The organism is Actinomyces sp. Z5 (assembly GCF_003287795.1).
In the GTDB taxonomy this organism is placed as follows: Bacteria; Actinomycetota; Actinomycetes; order Actinomycetales; family Actinomycetaceae; genus Actinomyces; species Actinomyces glycerinitolerans.
In genome coordinates, this window is sequence record NZ_QMIN01000098.1 from 14,100 (window position 1) to 38,003 (window position 23,904).

23 protein-coding genes are annotated in these 23,904 nt (G+C 71.0%); 2 read left to right on the forward strand and 21 right to left on the reverse strand.

Annotated features, from left to right (window positions below; genetic code table 11):
- Positions 1–7: 7 nt before the first annotated feature.
- The 21 genes from DRB06_RS13005 to DRB06_RS13105 form a co-directional block, all read right to left on the reverse strand.
- A complete protein-coding gene (locus DRB06_RS13005; protein WP_258522269.1) occupies positions 8–1,195 on the reverse strand; it encodes an N-acetylglucosamine-6-phosphate deacetylase in 1,188 nt (395 codons plus the stop codon).
- A gap of 216 nt (positions 1,196–1,411) precedes the next feature.
- Entirely contained in the window at positions 1,412–2,647 is a 1,236-nt protein-coding gene (locus DRB06_RS13010) for a DNA glycosylase AlkZ-like family protein (RefSeq protein ID WP_111820181.1), read from the reverse strand.
- A gap of 104 nt (positions 2,648–2,751) precedes the next feature.
- A complete protein-coding gene (gene nucS, locus DRB06_RS13015) occupies positions 2,752–3,447 on the reverse strand; it encodes an endonuclease NucS (RefSeq protein WP_111820182.1) in 696 nt (231 codons plus the stop codon).
- Between the two features lie 130 nt (positions 3,448–3,577).
- Entirely contained in the window at positions 3,578–4,423 is an 846-nt protein-coding gene (locus DRB06_RS13020) for an SDR family oxidoreductase (RefSeq protein ID WP_111820183.1), read from the reverse strand.
- A gap of 68 nt (positions 4,424–4,491) precedes the next feature.
- A complete protein-coding gene (locus tag DRB06_RS13025) occupies positions 4,492–5,244 on the reverse strand; it encodes a TetR/AcrR family transcriptional regulator (RefSeq protein ID WP_111820184.1) in 753 nt (250 codons plus the stop codon).
- Positions 5,245–5,390: 146 nt separating this feature from the next.
- Positions 5,391–7,880 carry a PEP/pyruvate-binding domain-containing protein gene (locus DRB06_RS13030; RefSeq protein ID WP_111820185.1) on the reverse strand — a complete coding sequence of 830 codons (2,490 nt, stop codon included), beginning with the start codon at positions 7,878–7,880 and terminating at the stop codon, positions 5,391–5,393.
- Between the two features lie 244 nt (positions 7,881–8,124).
- Complete coding sequence (locus tag DRB06_RS13035; protein WP_170866463.1) at positions 8,125–8,532, reverse strand: DUF2550 domain-containing protein; 408 nt, start codon at positions 8,530–8,532, stop codon at positions 8,125–8,127.
- 2 nt (positions 8,533–8,534) lie between these two features.
- The gene (locus DRB06_RS13040; protein ID WP_073328717.1) at positions 8,535–8,882 is read right to left on the reverse strand and encodes a F0F1 ATP synthase subunit epsilon; all 348 of its coding nucleotides are present in this window, start codon (positions 8,880–8,882) and stop codon (positions 8,535–8,537) included.
- Position 8,883: 1 nt separating this feature from the next.
- On the reverse strand, positions 8,884–10,335 hold the full coding sequence (gene atpD / locus DRB06_RS13045) for a F0F1 ATP synthase subunit beta (RefSeq protein ID WP_111820186.1): 1,452 nt from the start codon (positions 10,333–10,335) through the stop codon (positions 8,884–8,886).
- Positions 10,336–10,405: 70 nt separating this feature from the next.
- Entirely contained in the window at positions 10,406–11,350 is a 945-nt protein-coding gene (locus DRB06_RS13050) for a F0F1 ATP synthase subunit gamma (protein ID WP_073328712.1), read from the reverse strand.
- Between the two features lie 5 nt (positions 11,351–11,355).
- The gene (gene atpA, locus DRB06_RS13055; protein WP_073328710.1) at positions 11,356–12,987 is read right to left on the reverse strand and encodes a F0F1 ATP synthase subunit alpha; all 1,632 of its coding nucleotides are present in this window, start codon (positions 12,985–12,987) and stop codon (positions 11,356–11,358) included.
- An 82-nt stretch (positions 12,988–13,069) separates the two neighbouring features.
- On the reverse strand, positions 13,070–13,894 hold the full coding sequence (locus DRB06_RS13060) for a F0F1 ATP synthase subunit delta (protein WP_073328707.1): 825 nt from the start codon (positions 13,892–13,894) through the stop codon (positions 13,070–13,072).
- The gene (locus DRB06_RS13065; RefSeq protein WP_108968128.1) at positions 13,891–14,475 is read right to left on the reverse strand and encodes a F0F1 ATP synthase subunit B; all 585 of its coding nucleotides are present in this window, start codon (positions 14,473–14,475) and stop codon (positions 13,891–13,893) included. The genes DRB06_RS13060 and DRB06_RS13065 overlap by 4 nt, the downstream gene beginning before the upstream one ends.
- A gap of 19 nt (positions 14,476–14,494) precedes the next feature.
- Positions 14,495–14,701 (reverse strand): ATP synthase F0 subunit C, encoded by a 207-nt coding sequence (atpE, locus tag DRB06_RS13070; RefSeq protein WP_073329290.1) that lies wholly within the window; start codon positions 14,699–14,701, stop codon positions 14,495–14,497.
- 54 nt (positions 14,702–14,755) lie between these two features.
- On the reverse strand, positions 14,756–15,580 hold the full coding sequence (gene atpB / locus DRB06_RS13075; RefSeq protein ID WP_083565576.1) for a F0F1 ATP synthase subunit A: 825 nt from the start codon (positions 15,578–15,580) through the stop codon (positions 14,756–14,758).
- A 264-nt stretch (positions 15,581–15,844) separates the two neighbouring features.
- Entirely contained in the window at positions 15,845–16,273 is a 429-nt protein-coding gene (locus tag DRB06_RS13080) for a hypothetical protein (protein WP_108968130.1), read from the reverse strand.
- A 44-nt stretch (positions 16,274–16,317) separates the two neighbouring features.
- Entirely contained in the window at positions 16,318–17,466 is a 1,149-nt protein-coding gene (locus DRB06_RS13085; protein WP_108968132.1) for an MraY family glycosyltransferase, read from the reverse strand.
- Positions 17,463–18,146, reverse strand: coding sequence for an L-threonylcarbamoyladenylate synthase (locus DRB06_RS13090; RefSeq protein WP_108968134.1), 684 nt, complete (start codon positions 18,144–18,146; stop codon positions 17,463–17,465). Before DRB06_RS13090 ends, DRB06_RS13085 begins: the two co-directional genes overlap by 4 nt.
- Before the next feature lie 48 nt (positions 18,147–18,194).
- Entirely contained in the window at positions 18,195–18,563 is a 369-nt protein-coding gene (locus DRB06_RS13095) for an SdpI family protein (protein ID WP_111820187.1), read from the reverse strand.
- Positions 18,564–18,718: 155 nt separating this feature from the next.
- On the reverse strand, positions 18,719–19,411 hold the full coding sequence (locus DRB06_RS13100; protein ID WP_108968136.1) for a response regulator transcription factor: 693 nt from the start codon (positions 19,409–19,411) through the stop codon (positions 18,719–18,721).
- A 70-nt stretch (positions 19,412–19,481) separates the two neighbouring features.
- Positions 19,482–20,894 carry an ATP-binding protein gene (locus DRB06_RS13105; protein ID WP_111820188.1) on the reverse strand — a complete coding sequence of 471 codons (1,413 nt, stop codon included), beginning with the start codon at positions 20,892–20,894 and terminating at the stop codon, positions 19,482–19,484.
- Between the two features lie 136 nt (positions 20,895–21,030).
- Here DRB06_RS13105 and DRB06_RS13110 point away from each other — a divergent pair, with 136 nt between their 5' ends.
- Both DRB06_RS13110 and DRB06_RS13115 read left to right on the forward strand, forming a co-directional pair.
- On the forward strand, positions 21,031–23,292 hold the full coding sequence (locus tag DRB06_RS13110) for a PspC domain-containing protein (RefSeq protein WP_181575275.1): 2,262 nt from the start codon (positions 21,031–21,033) through the stop codon (positions 23,290–23,292).
- A gap of 29 nt (positions 23,293–23,321) precedes the next feature.
- Positions 23,322–23,897: a hypothetical protein gene (locus DRB06_RS13115; protein ID WP_111820190.1), complete on the forward strand. Its 576-nt coding sequence runs from the start codon at positions 23,322–23,324 to the stop codon at positions 23,895–23,897.
- Positions 23,898–23,904: the final 7 nt, after the last annotated feature.

Consider the following 23,904-nt stretch of genomic DNA (forward strand, 5'->3'; position numbering starts at 1 on the left):
ACCCGGGTCAGTCCACGACCTCACCGCGGCGGATCACGGTCACCGGGCGCAGGTCCGCGTCGGTGACCACGACGTCGGCCCATAGGCCGGGTTCCAGTGCGCCGATGGAGTCGTCACCGACGATCTCGGCGCCCTGGCAGGAGGCGGCGAAGACCGCGTCGACCAGGTCAACCCCGCCCCGCCAAGTGGTGCGCACGACGTCGAGCAGGTGCGCCGTGCTGCCGGCAAGCGCCCCGCCCTCGGTCAGGCGGGCCACCCCGCCGGAAACCGTGACGGCCTGGGAGCCGAGCACGTAGTCGCCGTCGGGCACGCCGGCGGCGGCGAGCGCGTCGGTGATCAGCACGACGTTCTCCCGCCCCAGCGTCTCGAACATGTCGCGCACGATGGCGGGGTCCAGGTGGACGCCGTCACCGATCAGCTCCACGATGCACTCCCCGCCCGCGGCGGCGGCGAGGAACTCTGGCACGGGTCCGGGCTTGCGGTGGTGCATGGGGCGCATGCCGTTGAACAGGTGGGTGGCGGTGGCGCGGGCGGAGCGGACCGGAGCGCCGGCCTCAGCGCGCGCGGCGATGCGGGCGGAGGCGTCAGCCAGGGCGGCGCGCACCGGGGCGGCCTCGGCATCGGTGTGCCCGAAGGAGGGCAATGCACCGCCGTCGATCAGCGCGGCGACCACGCCGTCGCCCCCGGTGATGTGCGGCTTCTCGGGGGCGATCGTCATGGTGGCCACGTGTCCGCGGCCGAGCGCGATCAGCTCACGGGTGAGGGCAGCATCGGGGTCCGTGATGTAGGTGGGGTCCTGGGCGCCGCAGCGCTCGACGGACACGAATGGTCCCTCGAAGTGGATCCCGGCGAGCTCCCCGGCGTCGCACAGGTCGGCAAGTACTCGCGTGCGCGCCTTGAGCACCTCCGGGGCGGCGGTGACGCAGGAGGCGACCAGGCTGGTGGTGCCGTGCCGGCGGTGCTCGCGGACGGCGGTCATGGCCTGGGCAGGGGTTTCCGCGTTGGGGAAGGACTCGCCGCCGCCGCCGTGGCAGTGCACGTCCACCAGGCCGGGCAGCAGGTAGCCGCCCTCCGGAGCATTGTGAGCGGTGGCGAGCAGGTCCGCCCAGCCCGCCCGCGCGGCCTCCGTGGCCGGCCCCACCCAGGCGATGTGGCGTTCGGCGAGGACGACGATGCCGTCGTCGATGATCTGCATCGGGGTGACGACCCGGCCGCGCAGAGCGAGGGTGGCCGGTGCCGCGGCGGAGCCCGCGGAGGCCGAGGTGGAGCCCGGATTGGAGGAGGCCGACGCGGAGTCGGCGGGCATGGCGGCGTTGCTCATGCCCGCGAGTCTATCGCATGAACCACGCAGACATCAGACGTCTGCTGTCTCGCGGGGTTGGTGCGGATGAGACGGTCACATCCGGGCCACTCAGTGGCTCAGACGCCGCTCCACACGCCGCACCGCCCGGTCCACCGCGGCCTCCAGCCGGGCCGAGCGGCGGGCACCGTCGGCCCACAGCAGCCCCTCCCCCACGGGCCGCACGGCCACCACCCGCCCGCGATCCACCAGCAGCGGGCGGAACATGCCGTTGCTCGCCGGGCAGATCAGCCGCTCACCGGCGGCGTCGGTCAGGCACAACCGGTCCTTGTAGCCCACATGCAGCTCATCGAAGGAGGGCAGGAACAGCGTGCGGGCGACGGCGCGCCGATTCGCCTCCAGCAGCTCCGGCAGGTCGACGCGCAGGTAGAGCACGTCGCGTCCGGGCCGCGCCCCGGCACCCGCTTCGAGCAGCCGCACGCTCCCCCGCAAACCGCCCTCGGCCCGAGCGCGCGCCAGCGGCACACGGGCCGTGGCCGGATCCACCGGGTAGTCGGCGGCGTTCGTGATCTCGACGGCGTCCTCCAGGGCCCGAGTGGCCTCGGCCTGCGGCAGGGTGGTCCAGCGGGCGAGGTCGGCGGCGCTCACCGGCCCGTGGCTGGTGGCGTAGCGGCGGGCGATCTCCGCCAAGGCGGCGCGGTGTCCGGCGGCGCCGTGGGCGGCTCCCCCGCTGCCGCCGGGGCCGGTGTCTGCGCCGGGCAGGTCACGGGCGTCCATGATCAGGTGCTCGTTGCCGCGCCGGGGCCCCTGCACCAGCAGCCCCTCACGCTGCAACCGCACCAGCAGGTGTCGCCGCCGCCAGGAACCGCTGGTGGCCGGGTCGGAATCGAGCAGGCCGGCATCCCGCCAGGCCCTGATCAGCCGGCTGCGGGCCACCGGCCCCTCCCGGCCGATGAGCCCCAACGCGGCATCGGCGGCGCGCCCCAGGACGGCGTCGTCAATCCCCAGGCGCGCCTCGGTCTGTCGCGTCCAGGCGTCCGAACGGTGCATGAGTGCCTCGCGCAGCCAGTGGTGGTCGGCGGCGGTGGTGATGTGGATCGTGCCGCGCATCGGCCAGGAGCGCACCAGGTGCCCGGAGGCGAAGGCGGCGTCGACTGCCGAGCCCGTGGCGCCGTCGGCCCGCAGAATCAGCGCGTGCGGGGCGGCGGAGGGCTGCTGCCCCTGCACGGCGAGTTGACGGCGCACCGCCTCGACGACGTCGGGGGCGGTGGTGGCGGGGACGAGCCCCTGGGCGAGGATGCGCAGGTAGGACATCTCGCGCGGGGCTGCGGAGCGGGCGGCGGGCATGGACAGATGCTAAACGCCCGGCGAGGGTGCGGCACGACGGGGAGGGAACGGCGCACGCGCCGTGACTCGGGCCCGGTCCCGCGCCGCCGGGCTACGCCGACCCGTCAGAACAGCCGGGAGGAGGGGTCGTCCAGGCCGCGCATGGCGTCGTAGTCCAGCACCACGCAGCGGATACCGCGGTCCTCGGCCAGCACGCGCGCCTGCGGCTTGATCTGCTGGGCGGCGAACACCCCGCGCACCGGGGTCAGCAACGGGTCGCGGTCGAGCATGTCCAGGTAGCGGGTCAGCTGCTCGACGCCGTCAATGCCGCCCACGCGCTTGACCTCCACGGCGACGGCGGCGCCGGCCCCGTCACGCACGAGCAGGTCGACCGGGCCGATGGGGGTGGGGTACTCGCGGCGCACCAGGCGGAAGCCGGGGCCGAGCAACTCCACCTGCTCTGCGAGCAGCTCCTGCAGGTGGGCCTCGACCCCGTCCTTGGTCAGCCCGGGGTCGACGCCGAGCTCCACACTGGTATCTGAGACGATCTCGAACAGGCGGATGACCAGGCGGTCGTCGGTCTTGGCGGCGGTCACCTCCCAGCGAGCGGTGACGCCGGCCTCGGCGTCCTCCTCGTCCGGGGCGACCTCCGCCAGGCGGGCGGGCGGACTCATCCAGTTCAGTGGCTTGTAGGAGCCGCCGTCGGAGTGAACCAGCACCGAGCCGTCGGCCTTGACCATGATCAGGCGGGTGGCCCGGGGCAGGTGGGCGGCAAGACGGCCGGAGTAGTCCACGGAGCAGGAAGCGATGACGACGCGCACTCCGGCAGCCTACCCGCTTCCCCCTCACCGAGGTCGACTGCACTTACCCGCCAAGGTCGACTGCACTTACCCGCCGAGGTCGGTTGACGTCACGTACCGAGCTCGGTAGGTATGACGCGGCTCACCCCACTCAGTTCGCCCCGCCCGCGGACAGCGGCCCGTAGTACCAGGAGGCGGTGACGCCGCCGTCGGCCAGCACGTCCGTGCCGTTGATGTAGCCGGCCTCCGGCCCCATGAGGAAACCAGCCAGCGCGGCGATCTCATCGGGCGTGCCGGCGCGCCCGGCCGGGGAGAGCTCGAGCTGCTTGCGGTAGCCGGCGCCGCGCGGCCCCTCGAGCTCGTCGCGCGCCAGCGGCGTGATGACGATGCCGGGACTGATCGCATTGATACGAGCACCGCGCTCCCCCCAGGTGACGGCGTTCGCCCGCACCCGCAGGCCATTGGCCCGCTTGGACATCTGGTAGGCGTGCAGCGTGGAGGTGATGGCGCCGTCGGCGAGCAGCGGCAGGTCGAGCAGCTTGTCGACGGGGGTGGTCGCCAGCAGGGCGTCCTGCTCACGGGTGAGCGCGGGCATGCGGTAGCCGGACTGGCTGGAGATGACGACGCCGGAGCCGCCCGGGGCGATCACCTTGCCGAACTCCTCCAGGGCGACGGCGAAGCCGTACAGGTCCACCCGCAGGATGGTGGGGATGTCGGCCTGCGACGGCGAGACTCCTCCGGCGAGGATCACGCGGCTGACCGGCCCGAGCGAGGCGGCGTGCTCCGTCAGGGCCCGGATGGAGGCGGGGTCGGCCAGGTCCGTCGTCGTCGCCTCGGCGCTGTAACCGGCGTCGAGGAGTTGCTCGCGGACCTTTTGCGCGTTCTCGAGCCGCAGGTCGGCGACGACGATGTGGCCGCCGTTGGTGACGCGCCGGGCGATGGCGGTGCCGATGGCTCCGGCGCCGAGCAGGACAGTAACGGGACGTTTTGTGCTCATGAAAGCGATTGTCCGCCTCGGCGCGCCCTCGAGGCAGGCCGTGTCACAGGGGGTCCGAGGGACCCTCCCTATCCTCGTGCGCGGACCGTCCGCTCGGGCGCCGCTGCGCCGTACTTCATCTCTTCCAGATTGGCTACAGCCTGATCGACCACTTCGAGTACCTCGGGCAGCAGTCGTTCACACTGTGATCTGGTTGGCGCAGTGTCGGGCTCCAGCAGTTGACGGATTGTGCGGGCCAACACGGCGGCCGGGTCGATCACCGCAGAGTCCGCCCGCTCCGTCACCTTGCCGACGACGAAACCGGTCATCACGGCGTTGAAGACGTAGGCCTGTTCGTGCGCATCGGTATCACTGCGCACAAGTCCCTCCCGGCGCATCAGAGGCAACACACGCACACACAGTTCCATCGGCATGGATCGTTCCAGGAGCTCTCGAGAATCCCGGTGCGCGGCGAGGACTCGACGCAGGTATAAGTCGGAGGCAATGAGTTCAACCACTTCATGGCGCCACGAGTCCAGCAGCAGCACCGCCAGACGGGACGGGCGCAACCGCTCGGGATCGTGCACCACCTCGGCGCGCACGGATCGGATCCACACCACCAGCTCGTGGGCGAGCAGCGCCAGCAGCAACTTCTCCTTGCTGGGCCAGTACAGGTAGGCCGTCCCCTTGCCGACGCCGGCCGCTCGGGCGATCTCGGCGACGGTGGTCTTCTGGGGACCGTGCTGACCGACGAGTTCCGCGGCGGCCGTGAGGATCCGCTCGGGGAGGGCAGAAGCGACGGTCGGCACCCCGACGTCGGATGCGTGCCGGGTATTGCGCATGGGGCGATCATATTGCCGCTGGGTGCCTTGACTGTCCGGCCCCCAGGACCGGTCCGGTAAGTTTAGCCTTCGGGCGCCCGGCGCCGCCCAGCAAGCCCAATTCGCTGTCAGCCAAGGTTGCCGTTGGTGCCCTCCGCCGGTGCGGGTTACGGGATTGATGGTTCGGCCGTCACCGACATCCGGGTGACGACGCCGGCCGAACCGTCCACCTCGATCAGTTCGCCGTCGCTAATCCGCGCGGTGGCGCCGGTGGCACCGAGCACGGCGGGTATGCCGAACTCCCGGGCGATGATCGCGGCGTGCGACAGAGGCCCTCCCGCGTCCGCGACGACGCCGGCGGCCAGGGAGAACAGCGGTGTCCACGACGGGTCGGTGAACGGGCACACCAGCACCTCCCCGGCGTTCAAGCGCCCGAAGTCCCGCGGCTCGAGGATCACCCGCGCGCGCCCGCGTACCCTGCCCGCCGCGGACGGAAACCCGCGCAGTGCCAGTCCTTCTGCGGGTCGGTAGTCGGCCGACTCAACCGCGTCTGTTGCGCCGCAACTGCGCAGCCAGGTCTCCCGAGCCCGCGCACGGGCGTTCTTGCGTCGAGTGATCAGGCTTGTCAGCCCCACCTCCGCGGGACGGGTCAGCGCCCGACGCACCTCGGCGTCGTAGAGCAGGACCACGTCCTCCGCCTCCTCCAGCACACCGCCGGCCACCAGCCTGCCGGCGATCTCAGCCATGACCCGGCGGGCCTGGAGGAAGAACTCCTCGATCAGGTAGAGGGTGCCCTCCCGTCCGACGTGCAGGGCGCGCTGCCGCGCCACGGATCGGTGCCAGCAGCCACGCAGCGGCGCAGACAACCGAGCCGTCACGTCCTGCATCACGGCGGGCCGGGACGGAGGCTCAATCTCCGTCCGCTCGCGGGCCGAGGCGTTCATTCCGCGCAGTTGCACCGCGATGAGCCCGATCAGGTCCTCGGGACACTCACGCCATGATCTGGCGGAGAACGCCAGGTAGGGCGAGCCGGCTCGCGCACCGTAGTCATCGAGGAACTGGTGCAGTTCGGCGAGAAGTTTGCGTCCCGCAGGCGTGGCGTCGAGCCCGTTCAGGAAAGGTCGCGGCCCGTCCTGAAGCAGCCTCCGCTCCAGTCCGAGTGAGCGCATCCGCTCGCCGAGGCGGGAGATTCCCGCGTTAGCCGCAGCGGTTACATAGGACAGATCCCGGTAGAGGTCCTCCTCCTGCACACCGTCTCCCAGACCCGCCATTGCCGCCAGCCGCATGGTGACCGCCCGGTTAACGGCGAGAGGCACGAGATAGTTGCGGTAGCGGTCGTGCAGGACGTGGGCGGCGGCGTCGACCGCTTGATCCAGAAGTCGCAGGAGCGCTGCCGAATCGGCTTCCGCGCATCGATCGATGCACCGGGTGAGACGACCAAGGCGTCTGCGGATAGCGGCCTCCTCCTGGGACCAACACCCGGGATCGTGGCGCAGGCTGCGCCCCACGACGGCGGGCAGGCGCGTGAGCCCCCACAGACTCTGCGGCGGCAGGGACGCATGCAGGCGTATGACGCCGTCGGCGTCGCCTTGAAGCAGTGCCTCCGGGGCGGGAGGATTGAAGCCGGCGCGGGACAGCAGCGCCCCTACGGCCTCGACGAGCCGGTGCGCGGCACTCAAGTCGAGGGGGTAGGGGCAGGGCAGGTGCTCAGCCACGTCCGCCCGGATCAACTCCTCCGCTCGGGCGCGCATGGATCGCGGTCCGGCAGGCGGTGCGGCGGAGCCGGCCCGGCCGGCGAAGGCGGTGACCGGCCTGGCCTGGAGGAGCACGACCTCTCCGTCGCACAGCGCCCACTCGACGTCCTGCGCGCATCCGTAGTACTCCTCCAGGCGCATTCCGATATCGAGCAGGCGGAGCAGCTGATCGTCGTCGAGGCACAGTCGGTTGCGCTCGGCCGAGGGGACCTGTGTGGTGACAACGCCCCGCGGGCCCAGGTCCATCCGAGTCTCCTTGGAGCCCATGGTTCGGCTGAGGATTCGCGGCGGGCTGGCACTCAGCTTGAAGACATCGGGCAGCACGTGACCGGAGACCACGCTCTCCCCGAGCCCGTACGAGGCGCTCACCACCGCCGCATCCGCTGCCGCGGATAGCGGGTCGCGGGTGAATAGCACGCCGGAGACTGCGGGATCCACCATCCTTTGGACGACGACGGCGATGGGCGCCGCCTCCGTGATCTCCCGGCGGCGGCGGTACTCGGCGGCCCGCTCGTTGAAGGCGGATGCCCAGCAGGTGCGTACGGCGTCTAGCAGTGCGGCCGCGCCCGACACGCCCAGGACAGTGTCGTGCTGCCCGGCCAGGCTGGTTTCGCGGCCGTCCTCATCGGCACCCGAGGAGCGCACCGCGACTGCGGGCCGTCCCAGCCGGTCATAGGCATCAAGCAGGGCGGACTCAAACCCGGGAGGAAGTGGGAGCGGGTGCGTGCCATTCGTCTGCCCATCAACTGCACCCGACCGGCTGGCGGCGAGGAATGCCCTGGTGGTGATGCAGAAGCCGTCGGGGACGGGCAGACCCAGCTGACGACACTGCGCCAGGGAGGCGCCCTTGCCGCCCGTCAGTGAGCGATCGGAGGCTTCGGCGTCGTCGAGCCAGAGAATCATGGCGCCTCCATTCAGCGGCCGGGGCGCGGGGTACGCCGCAACCCATCCTGACTAACTGACCAAAACATGTCAACTGGTCAGTCAAAGGGTGTTGCCGTCCCCGGGCTCGGACCATCAACACCTGTTTGGACCGCGCAAGTCCATTCGGCGCTTCTCTGTTTGGACCGCCGTCGTGCGCCACTGGGACGGTCCAAACCGACGCAAGCGCTCCAAACAGGGACAAGTCGGGGCTTACCCCCTTGAGCTAGAAGAGGGTGGGCTGGGAGGGGGCCGCCGATTCGATCCAGGCGACCAGCGCGGAATGGGAGTCCTCCACCATGGCCAGCTCAAAGCGCTCACCGCGGTAGCGGCAGGGCACGTCCACGACGTGCCCGCCCTCACCGCGGTGGTGCACCGGGCCCAGCTCGAGGTCTTCGCGCAGCAGCCGCTGACGCGGCCGCAGCGATAACGACACCAGCCGGTGCCACTCCAGGTCGTCGTCGCCGAAGATGGCGATACCGCTGATCCAGTGCCGCCCGCCGGTGGGACGCAGTGCGCACTCGAAGGCGCCGACGCGCCCCGCCAGATGACGCAGCCGCGTGAGGAACAGGCCGGCGAGGATGATCACCACCAGCGCTATCGCACCGACAATCCCCCACACCGGCATGCTCATGATCAGTCCCGTATACCCACGCCGGGGATGACGATGGTCTCGGCGATCACGTCCGTGACCTGGGCGCTGGACTCGGAGGCCCCCGCCCCGGCCACGTCGGCCGCCACGGTGACCACATCGCCGTCGACCGAACAGAATCCGCCGGCCACCGGCACCGCGACCGGCTCGCCGTCGACCGGCGTGATGCGCACGTTGCCGCGTCCGAGCACCGCCAGGATCGGCTGGCGCCCGGGCAGGATGCCGAGTTCGCCGTCGGGCAGCGGGACCGAGACCCGGGTGGCTGCGCCGACCCAGGCCTCGCCCCCGAACCGGGAGACCACCTCCACACTCAGGCTGTGCTCGCCGGGCATGTCAGGCGTCCGCCATTTCGGCCGCGCGGCGCTCGAGGTCGTCGATGCCGCCGATGTTGAAGAAGGCCTGTTCGGGCAGGTGGTCGTACTCGCCCTCGGTGATGCGGCGGAAGGCCTCGATGGTCTCCGCCAGCGGCACCGTGGAGCCGGGCACACCCGTGAACTTCTCCGCCATGTAGGTGTTCTGGGACAGGAACTGCTCGATGCGCCGGGCCCGGCCCACCGTCACCCGGTCCTCCTCGCTGAGCTCGTCCACACCGAGGATGGCGATGATGTCCTGCAGCTCCCGGTTCTTCTGCAGAATCGACTTCACGCGGGTGGCGACGTCGTAGTGCTCCTGCCCCACGTACTGGGGGGCGAGCAGCCGGGAGGTGGAGGCCAGCGGGTCCACCGCCGGGTAGATGCCGCGGGAGGCGATGTCGCGCGACAGCTCCGTGGTGGCGTCCAGGTGGGCGAAGGTGGTGGCCGGGGCGGGGTCGGTGTAGTCGTCGGCGGGCACGTAAATCGCCTGCAGGGAGGTGATGGAGTGGCCGCCGGCGGAGGTGATGCGCTCCTGCAGCTGTCCCATCTCATCGGCCAGGTTCGGCTGGTAGCCCACGGCCGACGGCATGCGGCCCAGCAGGGTGGAGACCTCGGAGCCGGCCTGGGTGAAGCGGAAGATGTTGTCGATGAACAGCAGCACGTCCTGGTGCTGCACGTCGCGGAAGTACTCCGCCATGGTCAGCGCGCTCAGGGCCACGCGCAGACGCGTGCCCGGCGGCTCGTCCATCTGTCCGAACACCAGCGCGGTCTTGTCGAACACGCCGGCCTCGTCCATCTCCCCGATCAGGTCGTTGCCCTCACGGGTGCGCTCGCCGACACCGGCGAACACGGACACGCCACCGTGGTTCTGGGCGACGCGCTGAATCATCTCCTGGATCAGGACCGTCTTGCCGACGCCGGCGCCGCCGAACAGGCCGATCTTGCCGCCCTGCACGTAGGGGGTCAGCAGGTCGATGACCTTGATGCCGGTCTCGAACATCTGCTCCTTGGCCTCGAGCTGCTCGAAGGCCGGCGGCTGGCGGTGGATGGGCCAGCGCTCCTTGATCTCCAGGCGCTCGCCCGGTTCAAGGTTGAGCACCTCGCCGGTGACGTTGAAGACGTGCCCGAGGGTGACGTCCCCGACGGGCACGGAGATGGGGGCGCCGGTGTCGCGCACCTCGGTGCCGCGCACCAGGCCGTCGGTGGGCTTGAGCGAGACGGTGCGCACGATGTTGTCGCCCAGGTGCTGGGCCACCTCGAGGGTGATCTCGTGGGTCTCGTCGCCCTCACCGGTGGAGTTCACGGTCACCTTCAGGGCGTTGTACATCGCGGGGATCGCGTCCGGCGGGAACTCGACGTCGACGACGGCGCCGATGATCCGGGTGACGTGCCCGATGGCGGGGATGGTCCCTTGGGGGGTCGTGTCGGTCATGATGCGTTCTTCCGTGTCCGTTCTGCCAGAAGCTACTGGGTTGGTTGGCTGTGATCGAGTGGGGCGGCCGTTATTGCGAGCCGAGGGCGTCGGCGCCCGAGACGATCTCGGTGATCTCCTGGGTGATGTCGCCCTGACGGGCGGCATTGGCCAGGCGGGTGTAGGTCGCGATGAGGTCCTCGGCGTTCGAGGTGGCCGTGTGCATGGCCTGTTGCCGGCTGGCCAGCTCGGAGGCGGCCGCCTGCAGCAGGGCGTTGCGGATGCGGCTGCGCACATAGCGGGTGAGCAGGGCGTCCAGCACGGCGTCAGCGCTGGGCGAGAACTCATACAGGGGCTGGGCGCCGGTCCGCTCGGCCCGCACCCGCTCGACGTCGGCGGCCAGGTCCTCGCGGCTGAGTTCGCCGGGCCCGTCGACGTCGACGACGGTCAGCGGCAGCATGCGGCGCACCTCGGGCACCTGGGAGACCATCGACACGAAGCGGGTGAAGACGATGTGCACCTCGGCCACGCCCCCGGCCTCCACGCTGGACAGGAAGTAGTCCAGCATGACGGTGGCCACCTCCTCGATGGAGGCGTCGCTGGGACGGTCGGACTCGCCGGTCCAGGAGAACTCCACGGGCCGGCCGCGGAAGGCGAAGTAGGCGCTCGCGCGGCGCCCGTAGGTGAACAGGACGGGCTCCTTGCCGTCCTCCACCAGCTGCTCGATCAGCCGCTCGGTCTCACGCAGGATGGTGGCGGAGTAAGCGCCGGCCATGCCGCGGTCGGAGGTGAGCACCAGGACGGCCACCCGATTGGTGTCCTCCCGCTCCCGGGTCAGCGGGTGGTCCAAGACGGCGTGGGTGCCGACGGCGGCAACCGCCTGACTCAGGGCGTGGTCGTAGGGGCCGGCCTCCTGGGCGTTGTGGCGTGCGGAACCGATCCGGGAGGAGGCGATCAGCTCCATGGCCCGGAAGACCTTCTGCAGCGTCTCGGTGGACCGGATGCGCTGCTTGTAGATGCGCTGGTTCCCTGCCACGGCGGTCAGCTCCTCTTGACCACGATCTGCTCGGCGGTGTGCTCCGCGGGCACCTCTTCCTCGGGCGCCTCAACCTCGCCGGACAGCATGCGCCCGCCGGACAGGTAGGTGGTGCGGAAGGACTCCACGGCCTGGCGCAACGCCGCCTCGGTGTCGTCGTCGAGCTGGCCGGTGTCCCGGATGGTGTCCAGGATGGAGGTGTTGCGGCGCAGGTAGTCCAGCAGCGCGCGCTCGAAGGGCAGCACGTCGGCGACGGGGAGGTCGTCGAGGTAACCGTTGGTGCCCGCCCACACGCTGGCGACCTGCTCCTGCACCGGGTAGGGGGTGAACTGGGGCTGCTTGAGCAGCTCCATGAGCCGCTCACCGCGGGTCAGCTGCTGACGAGTGGCCGAGTCCAGGTCGGAGGCGAACATGGCGAAGGCCTGCATGGAGCGGTACTGGGCCAGCGTGATCTTGAGCGTGCCGGCGACCTTCTTCATCGCCTTGATCTGCGCGTCACCACCGACGCGGGACACCGAGATGCCCACGTCGACGGCGGGGCGCTGGTCGGCGTTGAACAGGTCGGACTGCAGGAAGATCTGCCCGTCGGTGATGGAGATGACGTTGGTGGGGATGTAGGCGGAGACGTCGTTGGCCTTCGTCTCGATGATCGGCAGGCCGGTCATGGAGCCGCCCCCCAGCTCGTCGGACAGCTTGGCGCAGCGCTCCAGCAGCCGGGAGTGGAGGTAGAAGACGTCACCGGGGTAGGCCTCGCGGCCCGGCGGACGGCGCAGCAGCAGCGATACGGCGCGGTAGGCCTCCGCCTGCTTGGACAGGTCGTCGAAGACGATCAGCACGTGCTTGCCGCCGTACATCCAGTGCTGTCCGATCGCCGAGCCGGTGTAGGGCGACAGGTACTTGAATCCGGCCGGGTCGGAGGCCGGGGAGGCGACGATGGTGGTGTACTCCAGCGCGCCGCGCTCCTCCAGGGTGGCACGCACCGAGGCGATGGTGGAGCCCTTCTGGCCGGTGGCCACGTAGATGCAGCGCACCTGCTGGTTCGGGTCGCCGGTCTCCCAGGCGGCCTTCTGGTTCAGGATCGTGTCCAGGGCGATGGCGGTCTTGCCCGTCTTGCGGTCGCCGATGATCAGCTGTCGCTGTCCGCGACCGATCGGAATCATGGAGTCGATGGCCTTCAGGCCGGTCTGCAGCGGCTCGTGCACGGACTTGCGGGCCATCACGCCGGGGGCCTGCAGCTCCAGGGCGCGGCGCCCCTCGGCGGCGATCTCACCGAGCCCGTCGATGGGGCGGCCCAGCGGGTCGACGACGCGCCCGAGGAAGCCGTCCCCCACCGGTACCGAGAGCACCTCACCGGTGCGGTGCACGACCTGTCCCTCGTCGATGTCGGAGTAGTCGCCCAGGATCACCACGCCGATCTGGCGCTCGTCCAGGTTCATGGCCAGTCCGGCGGTGCCGTCCTCGAAGGTGAGCAGCTCGTTGGCCATGGCCCCGGGCAGGCCCTCCACGTGGGCGATGCCGTCGGCGGCGAAGACCACGTGCCCGATCTCGTCGGCGGCGACTTCCGCCGGCCGGTAGGAATCGACGAACTCGTCCAGGGCGGAGCGAACGTCCTCCGCGGCGATGGTCATATCAGCCATCTGTCGTCTCCTTCGCTGTGGCTGGCTGCGTTATCGCAGCGGTTCGTTTGGCTTGTATGTGGCGTCGGCGCCGGGAGGCGGGTCATCCGGTCAGTGCGGTGCGCAGCCCGGCGAGCGAGTGGCGCACGGTGGAGTCCATGACGAGGTCGCGCACCATGACCCGCACGCCGCCGATGACCTCCGGATCGACCTGCAGGTTGAGTTCGACGTCGTATCCCAGCCGCCGGGCCAGGATGTCGCGCAGCCGGGTCTGCTGCCGGGTGGTCAGCGGCACGGCCGTGACGACGTCGGCGATCACCCGGTTCTGCATGGCGGCGGCCAGCTCGGTGACGCGGCGCAGGTTGTAGGGCACCCCGCCGACGGCGACCTCCGGCTGGTGTCGCACGCACCAGACCACCAGGGTCATGGCGGGGTGGGAGATGCGTGAGGCGAACAGCCGCTGGGCCAGGCGCACACGAGCCTCGGTACTGGTGCGGCGGGCCGGCTCGAGCGCCTGCCGGATCTCCCGGTTGGCGGCTACCTGGCGGGAGACGGCGAAGACCTCCTGCTCGACGTCGTCGAGGGTGCCACCCGCCCGGGCGCCGGCCAGAATCGACTGGATGCCCAGGTCGTGCAGCGCACTGATCAGGTCTACGGGCCGGGACCAGCGGCCCCGCGCCATGCCCTGCAGCAGCTCCACCACGCGCGCGTCCACACGTCCCGTGAACAGGCGGGCGGCCAGCGCGGCCTTGTGCTCCGGCTCGCGATTGGGGTCCGTCAGGGGGCCTCGCAGCGGGTTGGAGGCGATCGCGTGGGCCACGGTGAGGATCTGTTCGCCGAGTTCCTGCCCCTGCGCACCGGCGGCGGCCAGGACCGGCGCCCAGGCCTCCTCGGCTTGGGCGCGGGTGGTGGCGGTTCCGGCTTTCACCGGACCGACCCCGCTCTGGCGGACCAGGCCGGGCTCACCGGCGCGTTCTCGAGTTCGTCAAGGAAGCGGTCGATGACGCGACCGGACAGCTCCGTGTCTGACAGGTGCTCACCGACGAGCTTCTCCGCCAGGTCCGTGGCCAGCAGGCCGACGTCGGAGCGCAGCGAGATCTGGGCGGCCTGCTTGTCCGCCTGGATCTGCCGCTCGGCGGCCTCCATGGCGCGGCCGGCCTCGCCGGCGGCCTCGGCACGGGCGTCGGCAATGATCTTGTCCGCCTCCGCCTGGGCGTTCTCGCGGATCTTGGCGGCCTCCAGGCGGGCGTCCTCCACAAGCCGGGCCGCACGGGCCTCGGCCCCGGACTGCTCCTCCTTGGCCTTCTCCGTCAGGGCCAGGCCCTCCTCGATCTTCGCGGTGCGCTCGTCGAGCACCGCGTTGAATCGCGGCAGGGCGTACTTGATCAGGACGACGGCGATGATCAGGAAGCAGATCGTGCCCCAAACCAGGTCGGCCAGGTCGGGGATGAACAGACCAATTCCCTCCGGGGTCCCGGCCGCCGGCAGCACGACGGTACCGACAGACATGCTGGTCACTCCGTAACGATCAGTGGAAGATGAAGCCGGCGACGAAGCCGAGCAGGCCGAGGGCCTCGATCAGGGCGGCACCGATGAACATGTTGGTGCGCAGCACGCCGGCGACCTCGGGCTGCCGGGCGGTGGACTCCTGGGTCTTGGCCACGACCATGCCGATGCCGAGGGCGGGACCGACGGTCGCCAGGGCGTAGCCGATCGTCGCGATAGAACCGGTGATTCCCATGGGGTTTCTCCTCAGTGTTGGTAGGTGGGTGGGTTGTTCGGGGGCGGGTCAGTGCAGGTGCACCGACGATTCGATGTAGACGGCGGACAGCAGCGCGAAGATGTAGGCCTGCAGCGCGGCGATGAACGTCTCGAACAGGATGAAGACGATACCCGCCGCCAGAGTGACCACGCCAACGGCCTTCAGCTGCGCCGACGCGTACACGAAAAGTGCGTTGGTGGCCAGGAACCACAGCGACAGCAGCAGGTGCCCGGAGATCATGTTCGCCATGAGTCGGACGGTCAGCGTGAACGGGCGCATCACGAAGGTCGACAGGAACTCGACCGGGACGATCAGGGGATACAGGAAGCCGGGCACGCCCGCCGGCACCAGCGAGCGCAGGGTGAACTTCCCGACCCCGTTCGTGCGTACACCCGCGTAAATGAAGGCGATGTAGGAGACGATGGCGAAGACCAGCGGCATGCCCACCACGCCGGTGGAGGCGATCTGCAGGCCGGGTATCACGCCGGAGAGGTTCAGGAAGAACACGCCCAGGAAGATCGTGGTGATGATCGGGGTGTAGCGCTTGCCGTATTTCTCGCCGAGGATCTCCACCGCAATGTTCTTGCGGACGAACTCCAGCAGCATCTCCAGCGCGTTCTGCATCCGCCCCGGCACCACCTTGGCGCGGGACGCGCCGATGCCGAACAGAGCCACCAGCACCAGCGTCATGATGATGCGCACCAGCATGACCCGGTTGAGCTCGAAGGGCGTGCCCAGGAAGGCGAAGGGCTCGGGATAGAAGTCGTCGATCGAGGGGGGTTCGAAGCCGCCCTCGTCCGCTGCCGGGACGATCGCGGCCAGACCGGATGCGAGGATCGCGCTCGTTGTCACCGGACCTCCTCAAGAACGATTGCGGACTGCGGGATGTTACCGCGGCGCGCCGCAGCGGCGGTGCCCGATGGCATCTGCCACCGCCTCCAGCGCCGGCACCTGGCGGTCATGGTACTCCCCTCATGGTGCAGTGACCCTACCCCGCTTCGGCGCCGGTCGCACGCCCGTGCCCCCGGATTCCGTTGCATGGCGGTTGAGGATTGCGCCTCCCGGATGCAGGTGACGGTGCCGGGCACGCTTCGGCACGCCGACGCGCCTAAGTCTTTAGGTCTTATCATCCGAGTTGTTGCCCGCGGGACGCCCTGAGGGCGCATGGCTGCCGGAGCCGAGCGAGACGACCTCGACGACGGTCACCCCCAGCAGCACCGCGGCGAAGGCACAGAAGAACCAGCCCGGCGCCAGCGCACCGCGGTGCGCTCCGAGCACCAGCACCACGCCGATCACCACGAGGATCTTCGCGGCGAAGGAGACCATTACCCCGGCCGACGCGAGCATGGGGAAGCGGTCCCAGGGGATGAGCAGGGCGATGACGGTGACGACGGTCAGCAGAACCCCGGTCAGGGCACCCCACGCCGCCCCGGCCCAGGCGCCACCGCCCGCCAGGGCGCCGGCAATCAACGCGACCGCGGCAATCACACCGCCCGCCCAGGCGACGCGCACCGCGGTGCGGCGGAACAGGGACTGCTGCGACATCCGCTGCGATAAGGACCGCTTCTGGCTCGGCCCCCGCCTCTGCTTCAACGCCGCTCCCCCCTGACGCGTCGGGGGCGGGCGTGGCGGGCGCCCAGGTGACGCGTCCAGGCGACGCGGACGCCGGGCATCAGGTCCGCCGTCACCACCAGGGCGAGGACCACACCGACGGCGGCGCCCGCCAGGACCCAGCGCAGGGGGAAGAAGGCCATGGCCGCCACGGAGTACGCGGCGACGGCGGCCCACACGTACATCACCAGCACGGCACGGCGGTGGGAGTGGCCGGCGGCGAGCAGACGATGGTGCATGTGCATGCGGTCGGGGTGGAAGGGGCTGTGGCCGGCGCGGGTGCGGCGCACGATCGCCATGATCATGTCCATCAGCGGCAGCAGCAGCACCGCCAGGGGGATGAGCACCGGCAGGAACACGGGCACCGCCGTCGGCCCCCCGAGCGTGCCCGGGTCGATCTGCCCGGTGACGATGATGGTGCCGGCGGCACTGATCAGCCCCAGCTGCATGGAGCCGGAGTCGCCCATGAAGATGGTGGCGGGATGAAAGTTGTGGGGCAGGAATCCCAAGCAGATGCCGATCAGGGCCGCCATCACGGTGGCCGCCAGGGAGGTGTAGGACTCCGGGGAGGTGTGGCGGGTCAGCACGTAGACGTACAGGAAGAAGGCGGAGGCGCCGATGCCGATGATGCCGGCGGCCAGCCCGTCCAGGCCGTCGACGAAGTTGACGGCGTTGATGACCGCCAGGACCACGATGATGGTCGAGAACAGGGACAGCCGCGAGGAGCCGATGGTCAGCCCGCCGACGGGGAAGGTGATCAGCTGCACGCCCTGCCACGCCATGACGCCGGCCGCCAGCACCTGCCCCACGAGCTTCGTCATCCAGTCAAGCTCCCACAGGTCGTCGATAACCCCGAGGACGCACACCAGGCCCGCCCCCAGCACCACCGCCCAGGCCGAGGAGTCGATGACGCGGGACAGGTAGGGCACCTGGGAGGCGACCACCATCGCGGTGGCGAAGCCGGCGAACATGGCCACACCCCCCAGCCGCGGGATCGGCTTGGAGTGCACGTCCCGCGCCCGTACCGGGGTGAGGGCACCGCTGACCAGGGCGAGGTGACGCACGATCGGCACGGCCACATAGGTGACGGCCGCAGCGACCAGCAGCACGAGCAGATAGACCCTCATGCGTCCACGCCCTCCAATCGCGCGCGGGTGATGACACCCTCCCGCAGCACCGCGGGGGCCTGCGCGGCCGTCCCGGCCAGGGAGACGATGGTGGAGGGTACCGAGCCCGGGGTGGGGCCGCCGTCGAGCAGGAGTATGTCCGCGGTTGCGGGCTGGCCTGCGGCAGCGTCCCCGGCGTCGACGACGCGCCCCGGGAAGGCGGCGCGCACTCCGGCGGCGTCGGTGGCCGGGGGCCGTCCCGTGGCATTGGCGCTGGTGACGGCCATGGGGCCGGTGGCGTGCAGCAGGGCCAGGGCCAGAGGGTGGTCGGGCATGCGCACGGCGATCGTGCCGCCGGTCTCCCCAAGGTCCCAGCCGAGGCTCGGCGCGGCGTCGAGTACGAGGGTGAGCGCTCCGGGCCAGAAGGTCTCCATGAGGGCACGGGCCGCCTCCGGGACGTGGGCGACGACGCCGTCGAGCTGGGACACGCCGGCGATCAGCACGGGCGGCGGCATGCTGCGGCCACGACCCTTGGCGGCCAGCAGGCGGGAGACGGCGTCCGCGTCGTCGGCGCGCACGCCCAGGCCGTAGACGGTGTCGGTGGGCAGTGCCAGTAGTCCGCCGGCGGCGACGTGTGCGGCGGCCCTGGCGATCTGCTCGGGCATCGAGTCCGAAGGGGCCTGCTGGGTCACGGCCGTCATCTTCGCACGATTCACCCCGTCACGCGCGCACGCGCCGCGGTCACCGGCTCAGCGCTTGGGCGATTCCTTGCCCGCGGTCAAGGCTGCGTACCAAATCAGGGCAATGCCGAGAACCATTTGTATCAGCATTATGACTACCGGAACTACGAACGGGATGATTTCAGGCAGGAACGCCTGAATCACGAACAGCACGGCGGAGTCGAAGCATATGAAGCCCAGCAGCAGTACGGCGTTCGCACAGGCCGACTGGATTTGATACCAGTCCTCCTCGGAACGGTAGGCACGGGGGATGCGCACCCCCGCAAAGGAGTTCGGTTTGAGGGCCCCGCGTTTCATCTTGACACCGATGACGGTGCCCAGAACACCGCTGGCGGCGAAGACCACGGTCATCAGCATGCCCGCCAGGAAGTCCTCCATGCCTCCCACCTCGCTCCGCCTGCCCAGGAAGCCGCCGCTCCGGGCGTACCAGCAGCCTACCGTTTCCGGATGACCGGTTCCAGGGCGGCAGGACCCGGCTGCCTTCCCCGAGCACGGATGCGCGTCACGGGGCGTGGTCGACGACGGCTCGTCGGCTACACGATGCGGCGGGCGGCGGCCCAGCGGGTGAGCTCGTTGCGGTTGGACAGCTGCAGCTTGCGCAACACGGCGGACACGTGGGTCTCCACCGTCTTGACGGAGATGAACAGCTCCGCGGCGCACTCCTTGTAGGTGTAGCCGCGGGCGATCAGGCGCATGACCTCGCGCTCGCGGGCGGAGAGCCGATCCAGTTCGGAGTCGGCCACCGCGACCTCCCCCGCCCCGGCACCGAAGGCGTCCAGCACGAAGCCGGCGAGCCGTGGGGAGAAGGCGGCGTCCCCCGCAGCGACGCGCCGCACCGCCTGCGCCAGGTCGGTTGAGGAGATGGCCTTGGTGACGTAGCCGCGAGCGCCGGCACGGATCACGCCCACGACGTCCTCTGAGGCGTCGGATACCGACAGGGCCAAGAAGCGGGTGGCGGGCACGTCCCGGCAGGCGGTGACGACCTCGGCCCCTCCCCCGCCGTTGCCGCCGGGCAGGTGCACGTCCAGCAGGACCACGTCGGGGGTCAGGGCGTGAACGGCGGCGATGGCGCCCTCGACGTCGTCGGCCTCGGCGATCACCTCCAGGTCGGGGGCGTCGGCGGCAAGCTCGGCGCGCACGCCGGCGCGCACCAGGGCGTGGTCGTCGACGACGAGGATGCGCAGCGGGGGCTGTTCGGGCTGATCGGAGGCGGGCGGCTGGGTCACGGGGAACTCCTGGTTCTGGATGGGAGTGGGCGGCTGCGTTCTGGACGAGGGCGGGCGACGACGTGGGCCGTCAGTGCGGGGAGGCCGGCCCGGCCGAGGCTCCGGACGCGGGCGACGGCGAGGCAGGCGTGGCCGGGCCGACCGGTGTGGCCAGGGACAGGTGTACCTCGGTGCCGCTCTCGCGGCAGCGCACGGTGGCACGGCCGCCATGGCGTTCCATGCGCCCGATGATCGACTCCTTCACGCCGTGTCGGTCGGGGGCGACCTCCGCCAGGTCGAAGCCGGCACCATGGTCGCGGACGAACACGTCCAGGTGGTCGGCGGCGATCTCGGCGTAGGCGCTCACCGGCGGGGTGCCGTGGCGCACGGCGTTGGACAGCGCCTCCCGGGCGGCGGCGACCACGACCTCCGTTGCCGCGTCCGGGGGCCGGTCCCCCACGATCACGAGCTCAACCTCGACGCCGTGGCGATCCTCGATCTCGGCCGCCAGCTCGCGCAGGACGTCGGCGGTGGAGGCGGCGGCCTCGGGGCGGTCGGTGTACAGCCAGGCGCGCAGTTCGCGCTCCTGGGAGCGGGCCAGACGCGCCACCGTCTCGGAATCGTCGGCGCGCTTGCGGATCAGGGTGAGGGTTTGCAGCACGGAGTCGTGCAGGTGGGCGGCGATGTCGGCGCGCTCGGCCTCGCGGGCCTCGGCGGCACGGGTGTCCGACAGGGCGCGATTGGTGCGCAGCCACAGGGGCGCCAGGACCAGGCCGATGCCCGCCACCAGGGCGCCACCGGTCAGGGCGCCTTTGACCAGCTCACGCGGCGGGACGTCGTCGCCGATCAGCAGCAGGACGCCGGCGGCCGCCAGCAGCACGCCCCCGGCCAGGCGCACGATGGTGCCGGAGTCCCGTTCCGGGCCGGTGACGGCGTCGGCCTGGGACCAGGCCAGGGCGGCGCCGGAGGCGATCAGGATCAGCGGTAGCAGCAGGCCGGCGCCACCGGTGAACACGCCCTCCCGCCAGGCGGCAATCATGGCGGCGGCCAGCAGCAGGGAGCCGCCGCCGACCAGGCCGCGCAGCCTGGGCGTCAGCAGCGGCCGATCGGCGGTGCGGCCCGCCAACCGGGCGGCCAGTCGGGCTCGCGCGGGCGGCAGCGGTGCCGGGCTGAGCGGGTTGCCAGTGGGCACGAATGCCCACAGCAGTAGGTACAGCAGGACGCCGGCGCCGCTCATGGTCGCCGCCAGCACCATGGCCAGCCGCACGACGCCGACCGGCAGCCCCAGGTGAACGGCCATCCCCGCGCATACGCCGGCGACGACCCGCGACGGGCACGGCGCTGCGGCCCGGTAGGGCGGGCGCAGCAGCGGGGGACGACCGGGCGACGGCGCCCCCGCGCCGGCGCCCACCGGAGCGGCGGTCGGCGTCGGCAGCTGCTGCGAGGGCGCGGACGCAGACCGGTCCCCGAATGCGGAGGGCGCGCCGGAGGCGGTCTGGGTCATGCCCCCATGTTGGCACGCGGAACCGTCCTCCAGGCAGGTCCGTAAACGGAATTCAGGGACTCGGGCGGGAGAATCGGGGGCGACTCAGGGGAGCCCCCCATCGCGTTGGAGCCGCCGGGGCGCCGAGGATGGGGCCATGAGTGAAGTGCCCCCTACCGAGCCGCCCGCCGACCAGCCGCAAGACCGGGCGCCCAGCCCCGGTGCCGGACAACCCGAGCCCTCCGGTGGGCCGGTGCCTCCGCCGGGCACGGTCCCCGCGGACGACATGCCGCCGGGTGCTGCGCCACCTGGGGGCGTGCCGCCGCAGGGCGCCTTCCCGCCCGACGCCGGCGCGCCCGTGCCCCCGCACCGGCCGGCATCGGCGGGGTTCTTCGAGTCTCTGCGCCGCACCGGCCTGGTGCGCACCAATGAGCGCTGGATCGGTGGCGTTGCCGGCGGGGTCGCCCGCCGCCTCGGCCTGGATCCCACCCTGGTGCGTTGCATCTGGCTGGTGTTGACCATCTTCAGCGGCATCGGGCTGGTGCTGTACGGCCTGGGCTGGGCGCTCATGCCCGAGGAGTCCGACGACCGTATCCACTTGGAGCAGGCTGTCGGCGGTGACTTCGACGCCGGACTCGCCGGAGCGCTGGCCACCTTCATCGCCGGCTGGGTGCTGCTCGACCACGGCCTGGTCCCCTCCTGGTACATCACCGGCCTGGCCGAATCGGACCTGTACAACGGGTTCTGGCCCGTGGTGTGGACCTGCCTGATGGTGGGGCTGGTGTATTGGGCCTACCGCGTCTTCCAGCGACGGCAGCGTCAAAAGCCGCCGGCTCCGGGCTCCCCGGGCTCACCGACGCCGGGCGCCGGCATGCCCTACGCCGCTCCACCGGCGGCGGGGCCGCAGGTGAGGACGCCGCCCCCCGGGGCCCCCGCGGCACACGCCACCCCTTACGCCGCTGCCGCGCGGGCAGCCGGTGGGGCAGACGGCGCCGTGCGCGCAGACGCGGCGCACAACGCACCCGCGGGCATGCCCGGCCCGACGGCGTCGGGCCCCACTCGCCCCATGCCCGCACAGGCCGGTGCCGGCCACGCCGCGACCAGGCCGACGGCCGCGCCCGGCACACCGGCGTCGGCGGCGCGCCGGCCGACTTACGTCGCTCCCCGTCCCGTCCGGCCGGTGCGGCCCCGTCGTCCCGGGCCGAGTCGACGCCTGGGGCTGGCGATTATGGGCATTGCCTGCTGCTGCATCGCCGTGATCGTGCTGACCTGTTCGACCGGCAGCATGGGTCCGCTGGCGGCGGGCTTCGCCATGGTCGGCACCGTCACCGCGCTGCTGGGAGCGGGCGTCATCATCAGTGCCCTGCGTGGGCGCCGCGGCGGCTGGATGACCGCCACGGGCTGGCTCGCCGTGATGGTGGCCGTGCCCGTACTGGCGATCGGCACCAGCATGCCAGAGGGTGCCCTGAGCGCACGCAGCACCACCCGCGGTGGCACCACCAACACCGTCACGTTGACCTGGGCCGACCTGGAGCCGCAGCTGACCGCCGCCGATGGCAACGCGAACGTGGTAAGCCTGGGTGACTACGCGGTGGGAAGCATCGTGCTTGACCTGCGCGACATGCCGGCCGGCGCCGAACCGCACACGCGGGCGCGGCTCAGCGTCGGCGTCGGCGAGGTCACGGTGCGCACCGTCACGGGCCAGAACCTGGCCGTTGACGCGGAGGTGGGCATGGGTGAGTTCACCGCCGACTTCAAGGACGACTGGCTCGTCGACGGCCAGCCGGTCAGCGACGGCGGCTACTGGCAGGAGGCCCGCTTTCGGGTCGACGGGAGCAGCGTCAACAACTACGCCGTCGCGCGCCTGAGCATGGACGAGACCAGTTCGGTCGTCTCACCGGCGGCCCGGGCCTCCGGAACCGCCCTGATGCTCGACATTGAGATGGGCACGGGAGAGGTGCGCGTAGCCGAGCAGCCCAGCGAAGTGACCTGGTACGGGAACCAGAACAACGAGGTGTGGATCGTCTGGTACTGGGTGGACGCCAACGGCAACTCCCACGACGGGCTCCCGGTTCCCGGCATGACGCATGACGCCATCGACAGCGACACCGCCGATATCTGCGCAGAAGCCGCGGAGGAGGCCCGGAATGCCGAGACCGCCGCGGAGGACGGTTCAGAGGATGCGGATCCCTACGAGGACGACTACTGGGACGGCAGCTGGTATGACGTCTCCAACTTGACGGGTGCCGGCCGCGAGGCCTGGGACAACTGCGTGAGTGAGGCCCTGGAGGCCGGGGCCGCCGCCGACGGGCAGGCCGAGCCGTCGGCCCCGGCCTCGGCGCAGCCTTCCGATGAGCCGTCGGCCGGGCCCTCGACCTCGTCGTCGACCGCGGAGCCCACGCCTACCCCGACTCACTGACCTGCGGCCGGATGTTTAAGGAGAAGACCATGAACGAGAACACGAGTGAGATCACCACAGACCCGGATGACCGGCCCGCGGAGGTCGCGGACACCACCGACGCTGGGCGTAACGAGTCCGGCGTCGCCCCGGACGCGAGCCCGGAGGAGGAGACCCGCAAGCTGGACGCCACCACCCCCGACGATCCCCCTACCGCCCCGCTGCCCCTGACGGCGCCGGACTCGCCCGACCCGGCGACCACCTGGCAACTGCCGGCCGGTAAACCGCCCGAGTCCCCCGCCGCGCGGCCGCCTCACGACCTGCCGCCGCTCACCCCGGAACGCGATGTCTGGAGCGCGCCGCGCAAGGGCACGCTCAACCAGGGCGCCGAGGCGCAGAAGAACGGCGCGAACACCGCCTCGGCCCCGGCCGCCCCGCGGGGCGTGCGGGCCAGCACCCTGGTGTGGGGACTGATTCTGCTGGTGCTGGGCGGGCTGTTGCTCGCCGTCGCCGTGGGCGTGAAAGTCGATCCGGTCACCGCGCTGATTGTGCTGCTGGCAGGAATCGGCGTCGCGCTGCTCATCATCGCGCTGCTGCCACACCGCAAGGCGGACGGACGGCAGTAACGGTCAG